13 protein-coding genes and 2 pseudogenes are annotated in these 16,476 nt (G+C 40.3%); 6 read left to right on the top strand and 9 right to left on the bottom strand.

All coding sequences use genetic code 11. The annotated features are described in order from the left end of the window. The first annotated feature begins 311 nt into the window (after positions 1 to 311). The 4 genes from rsmH (at position 312) to ANSO36C_RS03495 (ending at position 3,268) form a co-directional block, all read left to right on the top strand. On the top strand, positions 312 to 1,208 hold the full coding sequence (rsmH, locus tag ANSO36C_RS03510; protein ID WP_251958403.1) for a 16S rRNA (cytosine(1402)-N(4))-methyltransferase RsmH: 897 nt from the start codon (positions 312 to 314) through the stop codon (positions 1,206 to 1,208). A 75-nt stretch (positions 1,209 to 1,283) separates the two neighbouring features. Then, entirely contained in the window at positions 1,284 to 1,937 is a 654-nt protein-coding gene (locus tag ANSO36C_RS03505) for a MotA/TolQ/ExbB proton channel family protein (protein ID WP_251958402.1), read from the top strand. Between the two features lie 145 nt (positions 1,938 to 2,082). Next, on the top strand, positions 2,083 to 2,289 hold the full coding sequence (locus tag ANSO36C_RS03500) for a glycogen debranching protein (protein ID WP_190913342.1): 207 nt from the start codon (positions 2,083 to 2,085) through the stop codon (positions 2,287 to 2,289). Positions 2,290 to 2,710: 421 nt separating this feature from the next. Continuing rightward, on the top strand, positions 2,711 to 3,268 hold the full coding sequence (locus tag ANSO36C_RS03495; RefSeq protein ID WP_251958401.1) for a methylmalonic aciduria and homocystinuria type D protein: 558 nt from the start codon (positions 2,711 to 2,713) through the stop codon (positions 3,266 to 3,268). On the opposite strand, the gene ANSO36C_RS03490 is transcribed toward ANSO36C_RS03495, so the two are convergent. From ANSO36C_RS03490 to ANSO36C_RS03470, 5 genes and pseudogenes are all read right to left on the bottom strand, one after another. Then, the gene (locus ANSO36C_RS03490) at positions 3,269 to 7,126 is read right to left on the bottom strand and encodes a WD40 repeat domain-containing protein (protein WP_251958400.1); all 3,858 of its coding nucleotides are present in this window, start codon (positions 7,124 to 7,126) and stop codon (positions 3,269 to 3,271) included. Next, positions 7,123 to 8,868 carry an nSTAND1 domain-containing NTPase gene (locus tag ANSO36C_RS03485; protein ID WP_251958399.1) on the bottom strand — a complete coding sequence of 582 codons (1,746 nt, stop codon included), beginning with the start codon at positions 8,866 to 8,868 and terminating at the stop codon, positions 7,123 to 7,125. Before ANSO36C_RS03485 ends, ANSO36C_RS03490 begins: the two co-directional genes overlap by 4 nt. Positions 8,869 to 8,890: 22 nt before the next feature. Next, on the bottom strand, positions 8,891 to 9,244 hold the full coding sequence (locus ANSO36C_RS03480) for a hypothetical protein (protein WP_251958398.1): 354 nt from the start codon (positions 9,242 to 9,244) through the stop codon (positions 8,891 to 8,893). A gap of 9 nt (positions 9,245 to 9,253) precedes the next feature. Next, positions 9,254 to 10,663: pseudogene (locus ANSO36C_RS03475) on the bottom strand (P-loop NTPase fold protein). A 280-nt stretch (positions 10,664 to 10,943) separates the two neighbouring features. Continuing rightward, positions 10,944 to 11,963, bottom strand: coding sequence for a potassium channel family protein (locus ANSO36C_RS03470; RefSeq protein WP_251958397.1), 1,020 nt, complete (start codon positions 11,961 to 11,963; stop codon positions 10,944 to 10,946). A 268-nt stretch (positions 11,964 to 12,231) separates the two neighbouring features. Here ANSO36C_RS03470 and ANSO36C_RS34710 point away from each other — a divergent pair. Further along, positions 12,232 to 12,399 (top strand): annotated as a pseudogene (locus tag ANSO36C_RS34710) (Uma2 family endonuclease); the annotation flags it as partial. Positions 12,400 to 12,675: 276 nt separating this feature from the next. Next, a complete protein-coding gene (locus tag ANSO36C_RS03460) occupies positions 12,676 to 13,956 on the top strand; it encodes an aspartate aminotransferase family protein (protein ID WP_251958395.1) in 1,281 nt (426 codons plus the stop codon). 125 nt (positions 13,957 to 14,081) lie between these two features. Here ANSO36C_RS03460 and ANSO36C_RS03455 read toward each other — a convergent pair whose 3' ends face one another. The 4 genes from ANSO36C_RS03455 to ANSO36C_RS03440 form a co-directional block, all read right to left on the bottom strand. Continuing rightward, positions 14,082 to 14,687 carry a DUF4129 domain-containing protein gene (locus ANSO36C_RS03455; protein ID WP_251958394.1) on the bottom strand — a complete coding sequence of 202 codons (606 nt, stop codon included), beginning with the start codon at positions 14,685 to 14,687 and terminating at the stop codon, positions 14,082 to 14,084. 91 nt (positions 14,688 to 14,778) lie between these two features. Continuing rightward, the gene (locus tag ANSO36C_RS03450) at positions 14,779 to 15,267 is read right to left on the bottom strand and encodes a DUF2243 domain-containing protein (protein WP_251958393.1); all 489 of its coding nucleotides are present in this window, start codon (positions 15,265 to 15,267) and stop codon (positions 14,779 to 14,781) included. A 148-nt stretch (positions 15,268 to 15,415) separates the two neighbouring features. Continuing rightward, positions 15,416 to 15,808, bottom strand: a complete 393-nt coding sequence (locus tag ANSO36C_RS03445) for a pentapeptide repeat-containing protein (RefSeq protein WP_251958392.1) — start codon at positions 15,806 to 15,808, stop codon at positions 15,416 to 15,418. Between the two features lie 138 nt (positions 15,809 to 15,946). Continuing rightward, a complete protein-coding gene (locus ANSO36C_RS03440; protein ID WP_251958391.1) occupies positions 15,947 to 16,384 on the bottom strand; it encodes an RrF2 family transcriptional regulator in 438 nt (145 codons plus the stop codon). Between the last annotated feature and the right edge of the window lie 92 nt (positions 16,385 to 16,476).

Below are 16,476 nucleotides of genomic sequence, written 5' to 3'. Positions count from 1 at the left end.
TTTTCTCTGCGTTCTCTTCGCCTCTGTGGTTCGTTAAAAAAGCCAATTCTTACAAATCAGATAATTAAACCTCATCTAAGTTGAGAACCCTAGTTTTTGCCCTCACCCTAAATCCCTCTCCCATATTTGGGAGAGGGACTTTGAAATTCTGGCTCCCCGAATCCTAAATCTGGGGGATAGGTTGGGGGACGAGGGCAAATCCTTTTCATCACCGAAGAATTACAGGTTTTAAGATACACGCGGTTTAAATCTATAGCAGCAATACTAAGAAATTAGTCCATCTCATTTATTTATCAATAATAAAATTAAAGATGAAATCAGATTCACAAACGCCGTTAGATTTAGAAGAACTAGCTTTTTCTCATATTTCCGTTTTGGGACGAGAGGTAGTTGAGGGTTTGGCGGTTCGTCCAGGCGGACATTATTTAGATGTAACAGTAGGCGGTGGTGGTCACAGTCGCCTAATTTTAGAAGCTGCTGAAGATGTGCGGGTAACGGCAGTTGACCAAGATGAAGACGCTTTAGCTGCTGCAAAGAAAGAATTAGCAGAGTTTAGCGATCGCATACAATTTATTTATAGCAATTTTGCTGACTACGAGTTTCCCCCCAACACTTTCGATGGTATCCTAGCCGATTTGGGGGTAAGTTCTTACCATTTAGACCAAGCAGAACGAGGTTTCAGCTTTCGCCAAGCTGCAAATTTGGATATGAGAATGGATCGGGGGCGATCGCTAACTGCTGCTGATGTGATTAATAATTGGGATGAGGCAGAATTAGCAGATATTTTCTTTAAGTACGGTGAAGAGAGATTATCGCGGCGCATTGCTCGTCGTATTGTAGAACGCCGACCGTTACACACGACTACAGAATTGGCTGATGCGATCGCTTCTTCTGTTCCCCCAAAATACCGTTATGGGAGAATTCACCCAGCAACTCGCGTTTTTCAAGCTCTGCGAATTGTCGTCAACGATGAGTTAAAATCACTAGAAACCTTTTTAGATAAAGCCCCAAATGCCCTTGTCCCTGGTGGTAGAATTGCAATTATCAGTTTTCACAGTTTGGAAGATCGCCCGGTGAAACATGGTTTAAGAAATTCACCTTTGTTAAAGGTATTGACAAAAAAACCGATTATTGCTCAAGAAGAGGAAATTGGGAAAAATCCGCGATCGCGATCGGCCAAACTGAGGATAGCCCAAAAGTTGCTGTAACTACAATGCAGCCTTAAACTGCTCCATCTCAACGATCTGTTAATCTAGCGTTGTTGGGGAGTTAAAAAATAGTAGATGGAAATTAGTAATCTGTTTATAGCAGGTGGCATAGTAATGTGGCCTCTGCTGGGGTTTTCTTTGTTAGGTGTGGCGCTGATTATCGAACGGATCATCTTTTGGGTAAGGATCAATAATCGCCAAAATAAGGTAGTGCGAGAGGTACTACAGCTTTATCGTCTTGATAATGTAGTTGGTGCTTTAGATAAGTTGCAGAAAAATGCTGACTTACCTATTTCTCGAATTTTTTTAGCAGCTTTAGAATTGGAAGAGCCGACACCAGAGGAATTTCGTTTGGCATTAGAAAGTGAAGCCCAAGGCGAAATCCCCTTACTCAAGCGTTCCCAAAATATTTTTGAGACAATTATTGGTCTTGCGCCCCTGTTGGGACTTCTCGGCACTGTTTTAGGATTAATTAACTCCTTTGCCTCTCTAAATATCGGAGATGTGGGAGGTACTAAAACAGCAGGTGTAACATCTGGAATTAGTGAAGCTTTAGTATCGACAGCATCAGGGTTAGTAGTCGCAATCTTTACACTTTTATTTGCCAATACCTTCCGGGGACTCTACCAGCGACAGATTGCCTGGATTCAAGAATATGGTGGACAGTTAGAATTACTTTACCGCCGTCGCTACGAAAGAGGTGATAAATCTTATCTGCCTACCAGATGAAGCGGAACTGGATAATGTAAATTAGTAATCGGTAATTGGGATTACTTCACTAATTGTTACCGATTTTGCTCTACATTTTTTGGCTCTAATAGTATTCTAAAATGACGAATAGGTTTTTTCGCTACAGTTTTTGAGGGAATATTTCATGACTATTTGGGTAAACGAGCAAATTGATCCGTCTGGGATGATTCATGCCTGTATTGCGACTTGTAATGAATCTCAAGCCAAAGATTGCCATGATTCATTTCAGAATAATTTGACCGAGACGCAAAAGGCAGCAGGTTGGGTAGCGCAATTGCGGACAGTTAATTCTTGGGATGAAGTGCCGGTGAATTCTTTAAAACTCAATTAATTGAGTCCTATCGAAAGTAGACTGCATAGCTTATAACGGTTCCAGCAAAAGTAAGGTACAGAAAAAAGCAACTAACCACAGATGAATATGAATCCTCGTAGGGTTGCATAGCTAACTGTGTAACCCTACTGCAAATTCTCTGAGATGGAAGTTATTTTTTGGCATTTTGATCGAAGAGATATTAAGAGCGTAGGCGTAGCCCGCTATGCTGAATGTATGCCAATGCCTACAGCGATCGCAGCAAATCATGTTACAACAGGTTAATAAAGGATAAAATTCGGATTAAAATTATCAAATTATTAGCAACTGCTTACAAAAAAAGCAACATTTTATAAAAAATTGATGATTTTTTGGAACTTTTAAGAGCTATTATCTATACCGGAGATTAAATTAAAAAACTTGCATAAGCCGAATCAATTTAGTGAACTATCCCAAGGTTTACACTTCGGAGCAAGCCTGTCCCATTAATTTAGTTGGTGAAACGGGACAAGCGGTTCAAATTTCAATTCATCCTCCCAGTCAATATATCTGTGCCAACTGCGAACGGATATTACCAGATTGGAAACGGCAGCCATTTTTACGAGTAGTGATTGTCTTACAGCGATCGCGTTATGAATTAATCGAAAAGACAGCAGAAGTAGAGTCAGAGAAAGAACGCTTACGAGAAAAGTTTATGAGATTTGGCTGCGATTTAGCATTTAATCTGCGCGATCGCGGCTATCTTACAGACCTGATCGATCCTCGTACAGGCTACCCTTTGCTGTCTCATCCCGGAGCAATCCCTCACGATGACACAGCAGTTGTCAAAGCTTTGCTCAACTATCCAGTGATTAAAAATCAATGCCGTGTATTAGTTCATCCCGATTGGGGTGCAGCAGTTTATCCTAGCATTTTGATATCAGAAGCTCCCCCAATTGTGATCGAATGGGTTACAAAAGGCATAGCATCCATGCATGGATGGAAAGAAATCGATTATTAGTCAAGGATCAGGTGTTGAAATATTACTTGATTTATCAGTAAGAATATCATCGCATAGCTTGCGATCGCTCTCATTTACACTTCGGTTATTCTTTAGATAATTTTGCACCAACTTACAACTTTTCTTGAGGAGTTTATCTAAATCAAAATCCCACACTGCAACTGCGTTATTACCAGTAGCAGCTATGCTATTACCATCAGGACTAAAATTTACATCTCCTTTCCCGAAACGTTGGTAAGTACTGAGTACTTCACCATCGTCAACACTCCAAAGCTTGATTGTTTCTCTAGTGGCTGAAGCAATCATCTTGTCATCGCGGCTGAAACTAAGATCAGTGACAGGGTAGCTTTCTTTAAGTGATTTAATAAAACTGCCATCAAGCTTCCAGAGTCTAACAGTTTGATCTTCGCTAGCTGAAGCAATTGTTTTCCCATCATGGCTGAAAATTACACGGTTGACTCTATTAGTATGCTCTTTAAGAGGTTTGATTAATGTGCCATTATCCCGTCTAAGAAGTTTGATATCTTTATCACTAGCTGAGGCGATGATATCACTATTAGGGCTAAAACTAACGCTATTGACTTCATCGGCTTCAGGTATTGTTTTAATGAAAGTACCATCTATGTTCCAGAGCTTAAGAGTTTTATCTTTACTGGTTGAAGCAATCATCTTACCATTAGGGCTAATACTCACGCTGGTAATTTCATCGCTATGCCTTTTAATAGGATCTATTTTGAAAGGATCTAAAAGCTGCGTTGCTACAGGTGCATTCTTCTCAATTTTCCAGAGTTTTACAGCATCATTTTCTCCACTAATAGCTAGTATGTCACTCTTCGGAACAAAGTTAATTTTACTGATCCGATTCATACCTGACTGTTGTCTTAAGCTTACTAAGTTTTTAATTTGCTTATCGTCAATTGTCTCTAATTCTACTTCGTTTTTGCTTTTGATAGTGGCTAAAATTTTACCATCGAATGATTTTTGATTGTTGTTACTCTGATTTTTATCAGGGATTGTACGAATCAATTTGCCATTGCTCCAAAATTTTACTCCATTACCACTTCCAAAAGTAACCAATGTTTGAGAATCTATCTTATGAATACTATCTGAGGTATCAACAGTTTGAAGTAGAGTACCATCACGCCTCCAGACTTGTATATAGGCTTGATATTCAATCCCTATCGTTTGATTATCAGAACTAAAAACTATATTGTATAACGTCTCATCATTTACCTTGCGGGAAATATCACTTCGATAAGCAATAGTTCCAAGTAGAGTTCCATCACGCCCCCATAATCGTATATTGTTGTCATATTGAACGCCTATAGTTTTATTATCAGAACTGAAAGCTATTTTGTTTATACTCTCATTTTTATTTTTCGGAATCATTGGAAAAAAAGTGCCATCACTTTTCCAGAGTTGTGTCTTATTTTTATCATCATATAGATTACTAATTGCTATTATTTCTCCATCAGGGCTGAAATCAATTTCTATCAAACTACTACCTTGTCCCTGGAGAGTCTTAATCAATTTGCCATCCCATCCTAAAAATTTCACAGTGTTATCAACATCTAAGATGACAAAATTTTGTCCATTAGGGCTTAAACTCATACTTTTAATTGGAATACCATAGCCCTCCAGTTTTTTCAGCAGCGTGCCATCTCGTTTCCAAAGTTTGATACTTTTATCTTCACTAGCTGTAGCGATGGTTTGTCCATCCTGGCTGAAACAGATTTTGTAAACCCTGCCTTTATGTCCTTTGAGATTCGAGATTGATTGTCCGTTATTTCCAAATAAGCTCACACTATAGTCATCGTTACTAATGAGAGCAATGGTTTTTCCATCGGAACTAAAACTTCCATCTATAACTTCTCCCCGAAGAGTAGCCAGAAACTTACCATTCTGTTGCCAGAGTTGCACTGTTTTATCTTGACTCGCAGATGCTACTAGCGTGTGATCGGATTTGCTAAAACTAACTGCCGAATTACTACCTGGAAGAGTTGTGAGCAGAGCTTTATTATCATGCTGCCAAAATTGCACTTGATTATTCTTACTGATAGAAGCTATTATCTGATCATTTGGGCTAAAACTGGCATTTTTAGCTTCACTATCATCAGAGGTTTTAAAATCCCTACGTTCAATATTCCATAGTTTTACTGTGTTGTCTTCACTTCCTGAAGCAAGCATTTTGCCATTTAGACTTAAACTAACGCTTGTGATCTTCTGTGTATGCCCAATAAGTGATTCAAAGTATATATACTCGTTATTAAGAGAATTTGGTAAAGATAGTGAAATGTTATTATTGTAAGAAGAAGCCAAAATTCCAGTTTCTGGGCTAAATTTTTTATCATTTTCTAAAAAAAATAATATATTCTCTCTTGCATTACTATTACTATGCCACAGCTTTAAATTATAGTTTCCTAAAGAATTAATTATTTTTCCATCGTTGCTTAATACAACACCAATAATATCTGTGTTAAATTTAATGTTTTTAATATACGTGCTATTTTTAGTATAAATATCCCAAGTTCTTACATAATTTCCGTTATTATTTATATTTATATAAATAATTTTATTTTTATCGCGACTGAAACTAATATTTATAATCTCACCTTCGGTATCCTTAAATTCTTTAATTAATTCACCATTAATTTTCCAGATTTTTAGTATACCGTCTTTGCTAGCGGAAGCTATCATCTGCCCATCATGGCTAAAAATGATATTGATTATGCTCTTTGTCTTATCATCAGGATCTGTACTAGATTTACCCTCATTATTTTGGTTTTGTTGACTTGTATTTACACTTAAAGTATTTTTTTTGCTATCAAAACTAGTTTTAGTATTAGTTTTGATATTTTGATAATTATCAAATTCTTTAATTAATTCACCCTTAATATTCCAAAGCCTCACAATCCCATCCTGAGTGCCAGAAGCCAACATATTGCTATCAGGGCTAAAACTTAGAGTAGTAACGCTTTTGGTATGTTCAAGAGGCTTTTCAATTGCTTCACTACCATCAGGCTTCCACAGTCTTATTGTTTTGTCATCACTACCAGAGGCGATTAACTTGTCATCAGGACTGAAACTAACAATGTTAACAGCAGCACCATGTCCTTCTAGTGTATTGCTCTCTCGAGTTCCATAACTTGCTGATTGTAAAGCTGCTACTACCTGTTTATTCGTATTATCTTTAATTCCAATTTTCCACCACGATTTTAGCTGTTTTCCTGCCTTTATCGCTTGTATCAGCGCCTCCATATCTTGATAAGCAGCTAAACGCCCGTTTGAAACTGCGCTCATGGCGTTTAGCTCAGAATTATTACCACTAATTAATGCCAGGAAAGAGGCGATCGCAAACCCACTAGCTAGAGCGGCTAATCCCGCAAATCCAATTCCAGTTCTTCGTGCATCTTTTAGTTGCTTTTGCAGAACTCTATTTAGTTCTGCTTGCATACGCTGTTTTTCTTCTTCTGCTTCTTTGATTTTTGCCAGTAATTCTGCGCTGCGTTGTTGGCGAATAAATGGTACTAAATAATCATGCACCAACTGATAGCGATCAGCAGGTGTTTCTAGTACTCGAAATACTAACCCCGAACCTACAAGAATCTGAAGCACTAAGTCTAAATTTTGCGCCTCTGTTCCTAAATCTTTTTCTAATTCAGCACGAGTCTTTAAAGGACGAGTATTATTTTCATTTGTCAGCAAATACAACACTAACTGAGCAGCACGTTCATTTTCTAAACCACAATCTTTAACAACCTCTTCTAAAAATCGCTCTACCAGTTTTTCTTTTAACCAATTTTTTCTATACTGTTCCAGCGTTGTAATTTTCTCTGTTTGCAGTTGTGCGCCTATCACCTGCAACTCATAGGACGCACCTCTCGCAACTCACTTGCTAAATCTTCTACTAGTGCATCTATCAAATCAGGCGCTAGGTAAAACTGAGAGTTTTCTGTAAAGCTTTGAATGACAGATTTGGCAACTGCTGGGGTAAAATTTCCCAAGTAGTACAAAATATTCTTATGCAGAATGTCGTCGTCGATAATTGGCAACTTTGTAGTGCGACTCCACTCTAATAAGTAATGTAGATAATCCTGTCTGAGTGACAAGATAACTTTTACATAAGAAATATTTAGACAATCGCGCAAAAAGTCATAAAAAGGTCTTCTGCTGGCTTGGTCTTTGTAAGTGAAGAAAAACTCTTCAAACTGGTCAAAAATTAGCACTGTTAACAGATTACGATTTTCATTTTGCTGTAACTGTTCAATAATTGCTGCTGATGTTTCAATTGGTTCAGATAACCGGATGCTTCTCACTTCCTCCAGTTTTTCTGTTAAACGCTTGCCACATTCACTTTCCCAAGCAGTATAAACTTGTACTAAAATCGGTAGAGTTTCTAACCCATCAAATGAAGTAAGTTGTAGTACTGGCAATAACCCAGCCTGCACAATCGAACTTTTACCCACTCCCGATTGTCCGTAAATTACAGTTAGTTTATAATCTGTTCTACCAATGCGATGGAGGAGACTTTGAATATCCTGCTGTCGTCCAAAAGCGGCTACAACTTCCTCAACGATGTGTTTTGATGGTAGATTGGGTGAGTTTTCTGAGTTAATTACTTGTCGTCGTGGCTGTAAACGTCCTGCCCCGATAAAAGCTCTAAACCCATATTGGCTCTCTATTTCGCGCTGTTTCTGCTTAAGCTGAAATGCTCCTTCGTATTGTTTTTGCTCAAAGTAAAGGCTATGCAATTCTTCCAATATCTGAATATAAAGCAGCGGATTATATTGAGGCTGAGTTTCATTTCTGGCTGTTTCTAAGATGTTGACAGCTTCATTAACTTGACTCAAGTTTCGCAAGCTTTTTGCTAAAAGAAAGTGATATAGTCCTTTTTCTTGCGGTAGAAAGTTAGGAACTGTCTCTAATGTTTCTAGAGCTTTTTGAGCCAATTCATGAGCATCATTCCAGCGTGACTGTTCTAGGGCAACTTCTGCTAAAAAGCCATAATCTTGAGCGACTTGGTTGGGAAGGTCATAGTTTTGATGCAGTTTTAGTGCTTTGTGAGCTAGTTGATGTAGTTCTTCCCAAGCTTTTAAACGGCGCAAAACTTCGCCCAGTTGATTAATATGTTTAGCAACTAACTCTCGATGTTGAGCCTGTTCAAAAACCTCTAGGCTTTGCTGGAGGTAATTTCTCGTTTCTTCCCAATAAATTTGATTTTCTGTGCGCTTCTGTTCGGCTTTGCTGTAATATGCTAAGGCGATATTAAGCAGTAATATTCCTTGCCGATGTAAATTGTTATTTTGCTGCCAAAAAGTCAAGCTTTGCTGATAATGTGCGATCGCCAAATCTAGCCGATTATTTCTATAGTCCAGCAAGCCCAACATAAATGCCAAACTAGCCTGGAGTTCTGGATCTGATTCTTGTTGATCACTCGCTAAATCCTGCTGCACAGCTTTGAGGTCATAACCATCTAAACTAAAGTCAGCATCACCAGTAAAAGCTTGCTCTGCCTTTTGGCGCAAGGAATTCACCATATCATCGGCTGAAATCGTAAATTGAATCGGTGGACTAGCCCAGCTATTGAAATCTGGTGCCAACCGCCCCAACCTATGCAGTATCCTATCTGTAAACCCACAATATTATGGGGAAGGCAAAATCACTCTTGAATTTATCTCGCGTTTTATTCGCAGCAACAAGTAGATCGTCGAGTGCTTGAACTGACTCTAAACCCAAAATCATCAAGGCGGCTGGGGGCTGATTTTCTACTTGCTGTAGAATGCTGCTATAAAGTTTTGTGGTAGATGACGGTAGAACTAATTCGGTAAATTCAGCAGTGCATTCCTGGCGTAACCGTTGGAGTATCTGCTCTCGCAAGCTAGTGTAATTACACCGCACCAAAATTAAGGAAAATCGTTTTTGAGTTAGTTTGAGTGTGCGTGCTAGTGTTCGCAGCGATCGCTCATTATCTGGCAAGATATTTTTCTAGTCCGTCTGATTCAGCCATAATCTCATTTCCTTGGCTGACTGCCACAACTTAAATTTTGCTGTTTCTGTCAAAAGCGGATTCAGAGCAAACCAGCGCCCTTGACTATCCTGATATTCAAAGACGAACAAGCTACGACAACAGAGTTTGGTATTCTTTGTCTCCCTTGACTCTCTGCTCTTGCACTACCTGAAACAGCAAATCCCATTCTTGATCGTCAACGGAAAGTGTGAGGGCGATCGGCGCGCATCCCGAATTACAGCTTCTAGGATATTTCGAGAAATTGGCGGATCTACTTCTTGCAGACAACGAAACAGCATTCCTAGCAAATTTCGTACATGACCACCACTAACGCTGCACAACCGATCTAATGTATCAGGCGAATCAAAAACTTTGGTAATTAATCCTAGTCGTTCCTCTGGCTGAATATCTGGAAAGGCTCTAGCCAAAACCATCTGCTGCAATAACTCCATTCCGTCAAAATACTCAGTTCCATCTCTGAGTTGCACTGGGATCATCGGTAAAACTTTCGGGTCAACTCCACCACCCAAGCGGTTTTTTAGCGCTTCGCACTCATTAGAAAAAATCAACGATAGCGGTAAAGTATAAACCAAATGGCAATTTAGTTTGCGTAACTGTTCCCCCCGCTCAATAAAAAGATATTCTGGTAGCGATCGCCCTGATGAAGTCGGTCGATTGTCTATTCGATCCAGATTATCAATAATTACCACCAGTCCTTTTTGACCGCGTTGCTTGAGTTGCTCAGTGGCAACTTGGATAATCTCTTCGTTAATAAATTGCAAAATTCTATTGGTTTGCGGTTCTAAATACTGCCTTAATTTAGAACGCAATTTGGGGCTATCTTTCGTTTTCGCCGTGATTTTGCCAATACCTGCCGGGAGAGAAAACTCTAATTGACCTTCAGTGCTACCTTTGATTTTAGCTCCCAGCATTTCAGTTTCAGCTGACACAACTACTGGTGTTTGCAAAAACTCCCATACTCCAGTGAGGAAAGATTTAAAACCTTGGGGTTGCAAAGTGATGTTAATCTGCTCTAAACTTTCACCTACTCGCCGGGCGATCGCCAGCATGATGTCTGTAATATCTACATCTGTTTCATCTAAATCTTCAGTAGATTCAAAGTAAACTACATGAAATCCCTCACTTTGCAACTCTGTTTTCAACCGCGATAACTCCGTAGATTTACCACAACCTATATGTCCAGTAAATAATTGACAGGTGGGTTTATTTGGAGATAATCGAGTGATAGTTCGCTTCAAGGCATCAATAATTTTGCCACCCCGCACAGCAGCAAAGTCAATGTAGTACAGCTTATCTTCTGAATTTGCTAGTACTAAAGTTCTACTAGGATCGCAGGCATCAAAGAACCTCTGTAAATTCAAGTTCATGATAATTTTTGAGTTTTATTTATAAGTAACTGAATACAGAGCTAAATCCACTTCAGCACAGAACAATTCATTAACTGTGAACTAGAAAAATCTCCGCTTTTTATCCGTAATTATACCAGGTTTAGTCTGATATAGAATTTAGCTTATGGTTGCGAATGTTAACGGTATTCTGTACGGACAAACAGCTGTGTGTCCTTAGTATTTGGTGGAGATCATCTAGTGCTGATAAACATCAAGAATTCAAGCCTAAAAAATAATTTTGAATCGTTTAATCTTTTTATCAGTTATTATTTTTAGGTTTACGCAATTTTTGAGAACCAATTGGGCCGAGAATTTGGTTAAGGCTACGCAATTGCTCTGCTGTACCCATACCAATTAGCCGATCTCCCGGCATTAACACCGTATCGCCAGTGGGGCCACCGATTAAAGTGCCATCAACGCGGCGAATTGCTAGAACCAATGCTCCAGATTGCGATCGCAATCTCGCTTTCTGCAAACTCTGACCCACGAAAGGACAAAAAGCCGGGTCGAGTAAAAATTCTTCCATATACAATTGGCGGTCTGCACCTGTCAAAATCCCGTCTACAAAGTCCAATACTTGGGGTCTAAGAGCCGCCGCAGCCATGCGCTTCCCACCAGTAATATAGGGAGATATAACTTCATCTGCACCACCGCGTCGTAACTTCTGCAAAGCCTCTTCTGTACTTGCTCGGGCAATCACCCGAATTGCTGAATTGAGTGTTTTGGCTGATAATACAATGTATAAATTTTCGGCATCTGAAGGGAGTGCGGCAACAATACACATTGCCCGTTCAATGCCGACTTTCAGAAGTGTATCATCTAGGGTAGCGTCACCTTGAAATGCTGTGTAACCTTCTGTCTGCGCCCTTTGCACAGATTCCATTTCCGAATCAATCACTACAAAAGGTACGTCTTCTGCCCGAAATTCTTTGGCAATTTGACGACCAGTGCGGCTAAATCCACAAATGATGTAGTGTTCTGTTAGGGATTCCATTAACCGCCTCTGTTGCTGTAGCCGAATTCCTTCTTGAAAGTAGCCTTGAATGATCGCTTCTGTAAATCTGTTGACAATGTAACCGATGTTAACCACACCCAACAAAATCAGGGCAATGGTAAACAATCGTCCTCGGCTACCCAGTGGATGCGTCTCTCCATATCCCACAGTTGCGAGAGTGATGACTGTCATATAAGCTGCATCTTCCCATGCCCAGCCTTCAACTAACCAATACCACAAAGTACCAATTAGGAAAACACCGCCGAGAGCGATCGCCCCAGCCATTAATTCCTTTTGGATACGTTGATATTTGTGCTCAAGTGTTGAGAATGAAGTAAAAATAGTACTTTTAACCTAATTTTTCTCGTTTTCTGCTAACTTTTTGGCATTCGTCCTTTTTAGTATATTGAAACTAAGTAAGTGGACAATAATAAATCAAACTAAGTTACGCAATGTAAAATTAATCAAATTGACTCATAGTAAGCGGCTGTGCGTGGATTCCTACTGCCTCCTGAATTTCGGCTAATATCAGTTTCACTTTGAGGATTAACCGATGACTCAAGCCCTACAAAGAAAACTAGTTACGTTTGAAGAATTTATCACTAAATACCCCGACAACTCAAATAAACGCTACGAATTACACGATGGAGTAGTAATCGAGACGCCACCACCGACAGGCGACCACGAGGAAATTATTTTATTTTTCGAATACCAGCTCTCCTTGTTTCGTGGAAGCGATGCCTGCGGCAGTAAACAACGCATTATTTCACCCACTTTGCCAGAATTGAATTTAACCGCAGAGCAGATTTTTAATGCTGGTAATATTTAAAGCTCAAGGGTTGAGTACAAAATTTTTTCACCACTGCCAGGACTTTGAGGTGATATAAGCGTTAGCCTAAGAACAAGTACGAGTTGTGCTAAATAAAAAGTATTTTTGAGGGGTTTCTAGGAAACTAGTAAATAACTATATAATGAAAAACTTTCAGGAGGAGCGGTAGTGAGCCTACAAACTCTCGTTGACCAAGCCACCATCCCCCCAGATTCAGGGTCAGCATCTAGTCCCTTTGATACAGATAGCTTTAATGAAGCTGTCATGTCTACCTACGGCAGGTTTCCTTTAGCCTTAGAACGGGGTGCTGGATGCCGGGTTTGGGATACACAGGGACAAGAATATCTGGACTTTGTAGCGGGAATTGCCACTTGTACTTTAGGACACGCCCATCCAGTGATGGTAGAAGCGGTAACACGCCAAATCCAGAAGCTGCACCACGTTTCTAATTTGTACTACATCCCTGAACAAGGTGAATTGGCAAAATGGCTTGTTAATCATTCCTGTGCCGATCGCGTATTTTTTTGCAATTCTGGAGCTGAAGCTAACGAAGCCGCAATTAAACTGGCGCGGAAATATGCTCATACAGTATTAGAAATTGAAAAACCAATTATTTTAACCGCCCATGCGAGTTTCCACGGGCGGACTTTGGCAACAGTTACCGCCACTGCACAACCGAAGTATCAAAAATATTTTGATCCTTTAGTGCCTGGGTTCCACTACGTAAATTACAACGATATTAACGCTGTGGAAGTGGCGATTAGTGAGTTGGATGAAGGCGATTACCGGGTAGCGGCAATTTTGATTGAGCCATTGCAAGGAGAAGGCGGCGTGCGTCCTGGAGATGTTGCCTATTTCAAAAAGCTCCGGCAGATTTGCGACGAAACTGGCATTTTATTGATTTTTGATGAAGTGCAAGTTGGCATGGGACGCAGTGGCAAATTATGGGGTTACGAACATCTCGGCGTTGAACCGGATATTTTCACCAGTGCCAAAGGCTTAGGTGGCGGTATCCCCATCGGTGCAATGATGAGCAAGAAATTCTGCGACGTTTTTCAACCAGGAGAACACGCCAGCACCTTTGGCGGAAATCCTTTTGTGTGTGGTGTAGCACTCAGTGTTTGCCAGACGTTGGAACGGGAAAATATTTTGCAGAATGTGCAAGACAGGGGTGAACAATTGCGATCTGGATTAAGAGCGATCGCAGCTAAATATCCTCAGCACATTGGCGAAGTTCGTGGCTGGGGTTTAATCAACGGTTTGGAGTTGCGAGCCAACATTGAGCTAACCGCAGCCGATGTTGTCAATGCTGCCATTAACGAGGGTGTATTGCTTGTGCCAGCTGGGCCAAAAGTAGTTCGGTTTGTGCCACCACTGATTGTCACAGAGGCAGAAGTAAACACTGCCTTAGAAGCTGTGGATCGAGCGATCGCAACTCTCACAGCTTAAATAATCAAAAAGCGAGGATAAGTCTTTGTGCCTATCTCTCGCTTTTTCTGACTTTGTTATTAATTTTCACTAAAAGTATTGATTTTTTGAGCTATGTATGTCGTGATAGTATCCCCGCCTTCTCTTCATTCTGGGGAAATTTCCCGATAAGCTTGCTGACACTGCTCATAATTGTCTGGCAAAATTTCAGCATTACCAAAACATAATTGCTCGTGAGTCGTAATTAAAGTTTCATAAGGCTGTATAGGAGTCACAGACGATCGCAGTAATTGCAGATATTCTCCATCTGTGCGGCTGAGTTTATGGGGTGCGATCGCATTTTTATCCAACTGCTGCAACATTGCTAAATAAAGACAACGGCAAGCTTCACGGTAGTTACCTTGACGGTAAAATTGTTGCGATCGCTCCAACAAAAGGGCTATGGATGACTCATTAGAGCGAGTTTTTACGCGAAAATCATTGAGATTGCCACTTTTATTTAGCCAAGAATATACATAAGGACTAAATTCTCGCCATAATCGCCAACCCACCCAAGCTATAAATAAGGCTAGTACTAACCAAAATAAGAATTTTAGCAATTCAACTAGCCAAGGGCTAATCGACCATCCAGTAGGTAATTTTGGTAGAGCTTGTTCAAAGCGGTAAAACTGGTATTCCCACCATTCTCCCGCTTGCTGTTGAAATTGAGAAAGTTGCCAACTCCAACTAGTTTTTTCAAAAGTATCTGTCATAGAGGGGGAGTGGGGAGTGGGGAATGGAGAGGGGAGCAGGGGGAGAAAAACTATGTTTATTATTAACCAATGCCCAATGCTCCATGCCCAATTACAAATGACTAATAACTCTTGTCTTTTTTATCATTATCCAGCCGATAAAAACAAGTAGCGCACCGAGTGCCAGAAATCCTAAATCCCAAGCTAACTCATTTGGGCCTGATTTCACATGATGGACACCGAGAATTTGGTGGTCAATTAAACCTTCAACCAAGTCGAATAACCCAGTTCCAATCAGTATTGACCCAATAAAGGTCTGCGATGACCAAGGAACATCATCACGTCCTCCAGCACGCCATAGCAACACAAGCCCTACCACAGTAAATACCCAATTAAAGGTATGAAATAAGCCATCCCATACCATGTTCAAATCTATATTCGCCGTGTTGGTCAAAGGTCGAATGTTACTAAGCATGTGATGCCACTGGAGAATCTGATGCAGTAAAATTCCATCAATAAAGCCTCCAAGACCCACACCAAGAAAAATTCCAGCCGTAATTAGCGGTGCGCGTTGGTTGAGAATTTCACTCTTTGCCTCCATTGTCAACCTCACAGATAGGCTTTATCACCAAAATACAACTCTTTTGGGGGAAATATCTTCTATCTAGAGGCAAGGAGGATCACTAAAATTAAATATGCATTATCCAGAACTCTTGTAGAGATTTAGCACAGTCTACGTCTCTACACTGTTAATCAATCATTTTAATCTGCATACCCGCCTTCACTGGGTCGAAATCTTGGGGAAAATGGGTAATGCGATCGTAGTCCGCTTTTTCCAACTTCGCTCCTTGTAGCTCGGCTTGGCGGAGATTCGCTGACATTAACAATGCTCCCCTAAGATCGGCATCCTTTAGATTAGCTTGACTGAGATCGGCAAAGCTCAAGTCAGTTCCCCTGAGATTAGCGCCAATCAGGTTAGCTTCACTCAAGTCAGCATAACTGAGGTCAGATCCTTTCAAGTTAATGCCTCGCAAATCAGCATTACCCAGTTCTGCTTTACTAAAGTCTCGTTTCCCTGCTGCATAGCTCTCTACCAGAGTAGCGGCACTATTTATGATCTCTTGAGAATTGACTTCAGGCATATAACAGCCTCACACCTTATCTCGTTATTACTTTCATGTACCCTTTTAATTACATTAACGTAGCGGTAGCGAATTCGCGTACCCTACGCACAAAAAAGCTACACTCAGCATCTTTTAGAAAGCGTAATGACAAATTACCTAAATGTAATACATTAGTTCTTTCTGTTCTCGGGTTGCTCTGCGATCGCAAAGGTCTTGGAGTGTATATTTTTCTAAAACGGAGTTAGCAGCCTGACGTGCTTCCAGCCAAACTTCTTGAATTAGCTCACCTTCTACCGTGTTGGGAGTCGGCTCATTACTAGAGACAGTAATATCTGACCCTTCCATGCAGCTAAAAGCATCGAACACTGTAATTTTCTGCGGATCTCGCGCCAGAACATAGCCACCTTTGGCTCCGCGTATACTTTTAATTAAACCTCCACGTCTTAATGTTGCTAAAAGTTGTTCCAAATAGCGGTTCGGTATGTCTTGCAATGCCGCTATCTCTCGAATTTGCAGGGCTTCACCCTTGGGGTAGCAGGTTGCCAACTCTAACAGGGCTAAAAGCGCGTATTCTGATTTATTAGAAATTACCACAGGCGTAATATTTTTAACTCATACCTAAAGATACAAAGTTTTTCAGCTTGTTTCCCTAAGCTATTGCTAAGAAAACTTTACAATCAACTGAT

Source organism: Nostoc cf. commune SO-36 (assembly GCF_023734775.1).
GTDB lineage: Bacteria > Cyanobacteriota > Cyanobacteriia > Cyanobacteriales > Nostocaceae > Nostoc > Nostoc commune_A.
The sequence above is the reverse complement of the archived record's forward strand: the minus strand, read 5'-3'. Positions and strand labels throughout refer to the sequence as shown.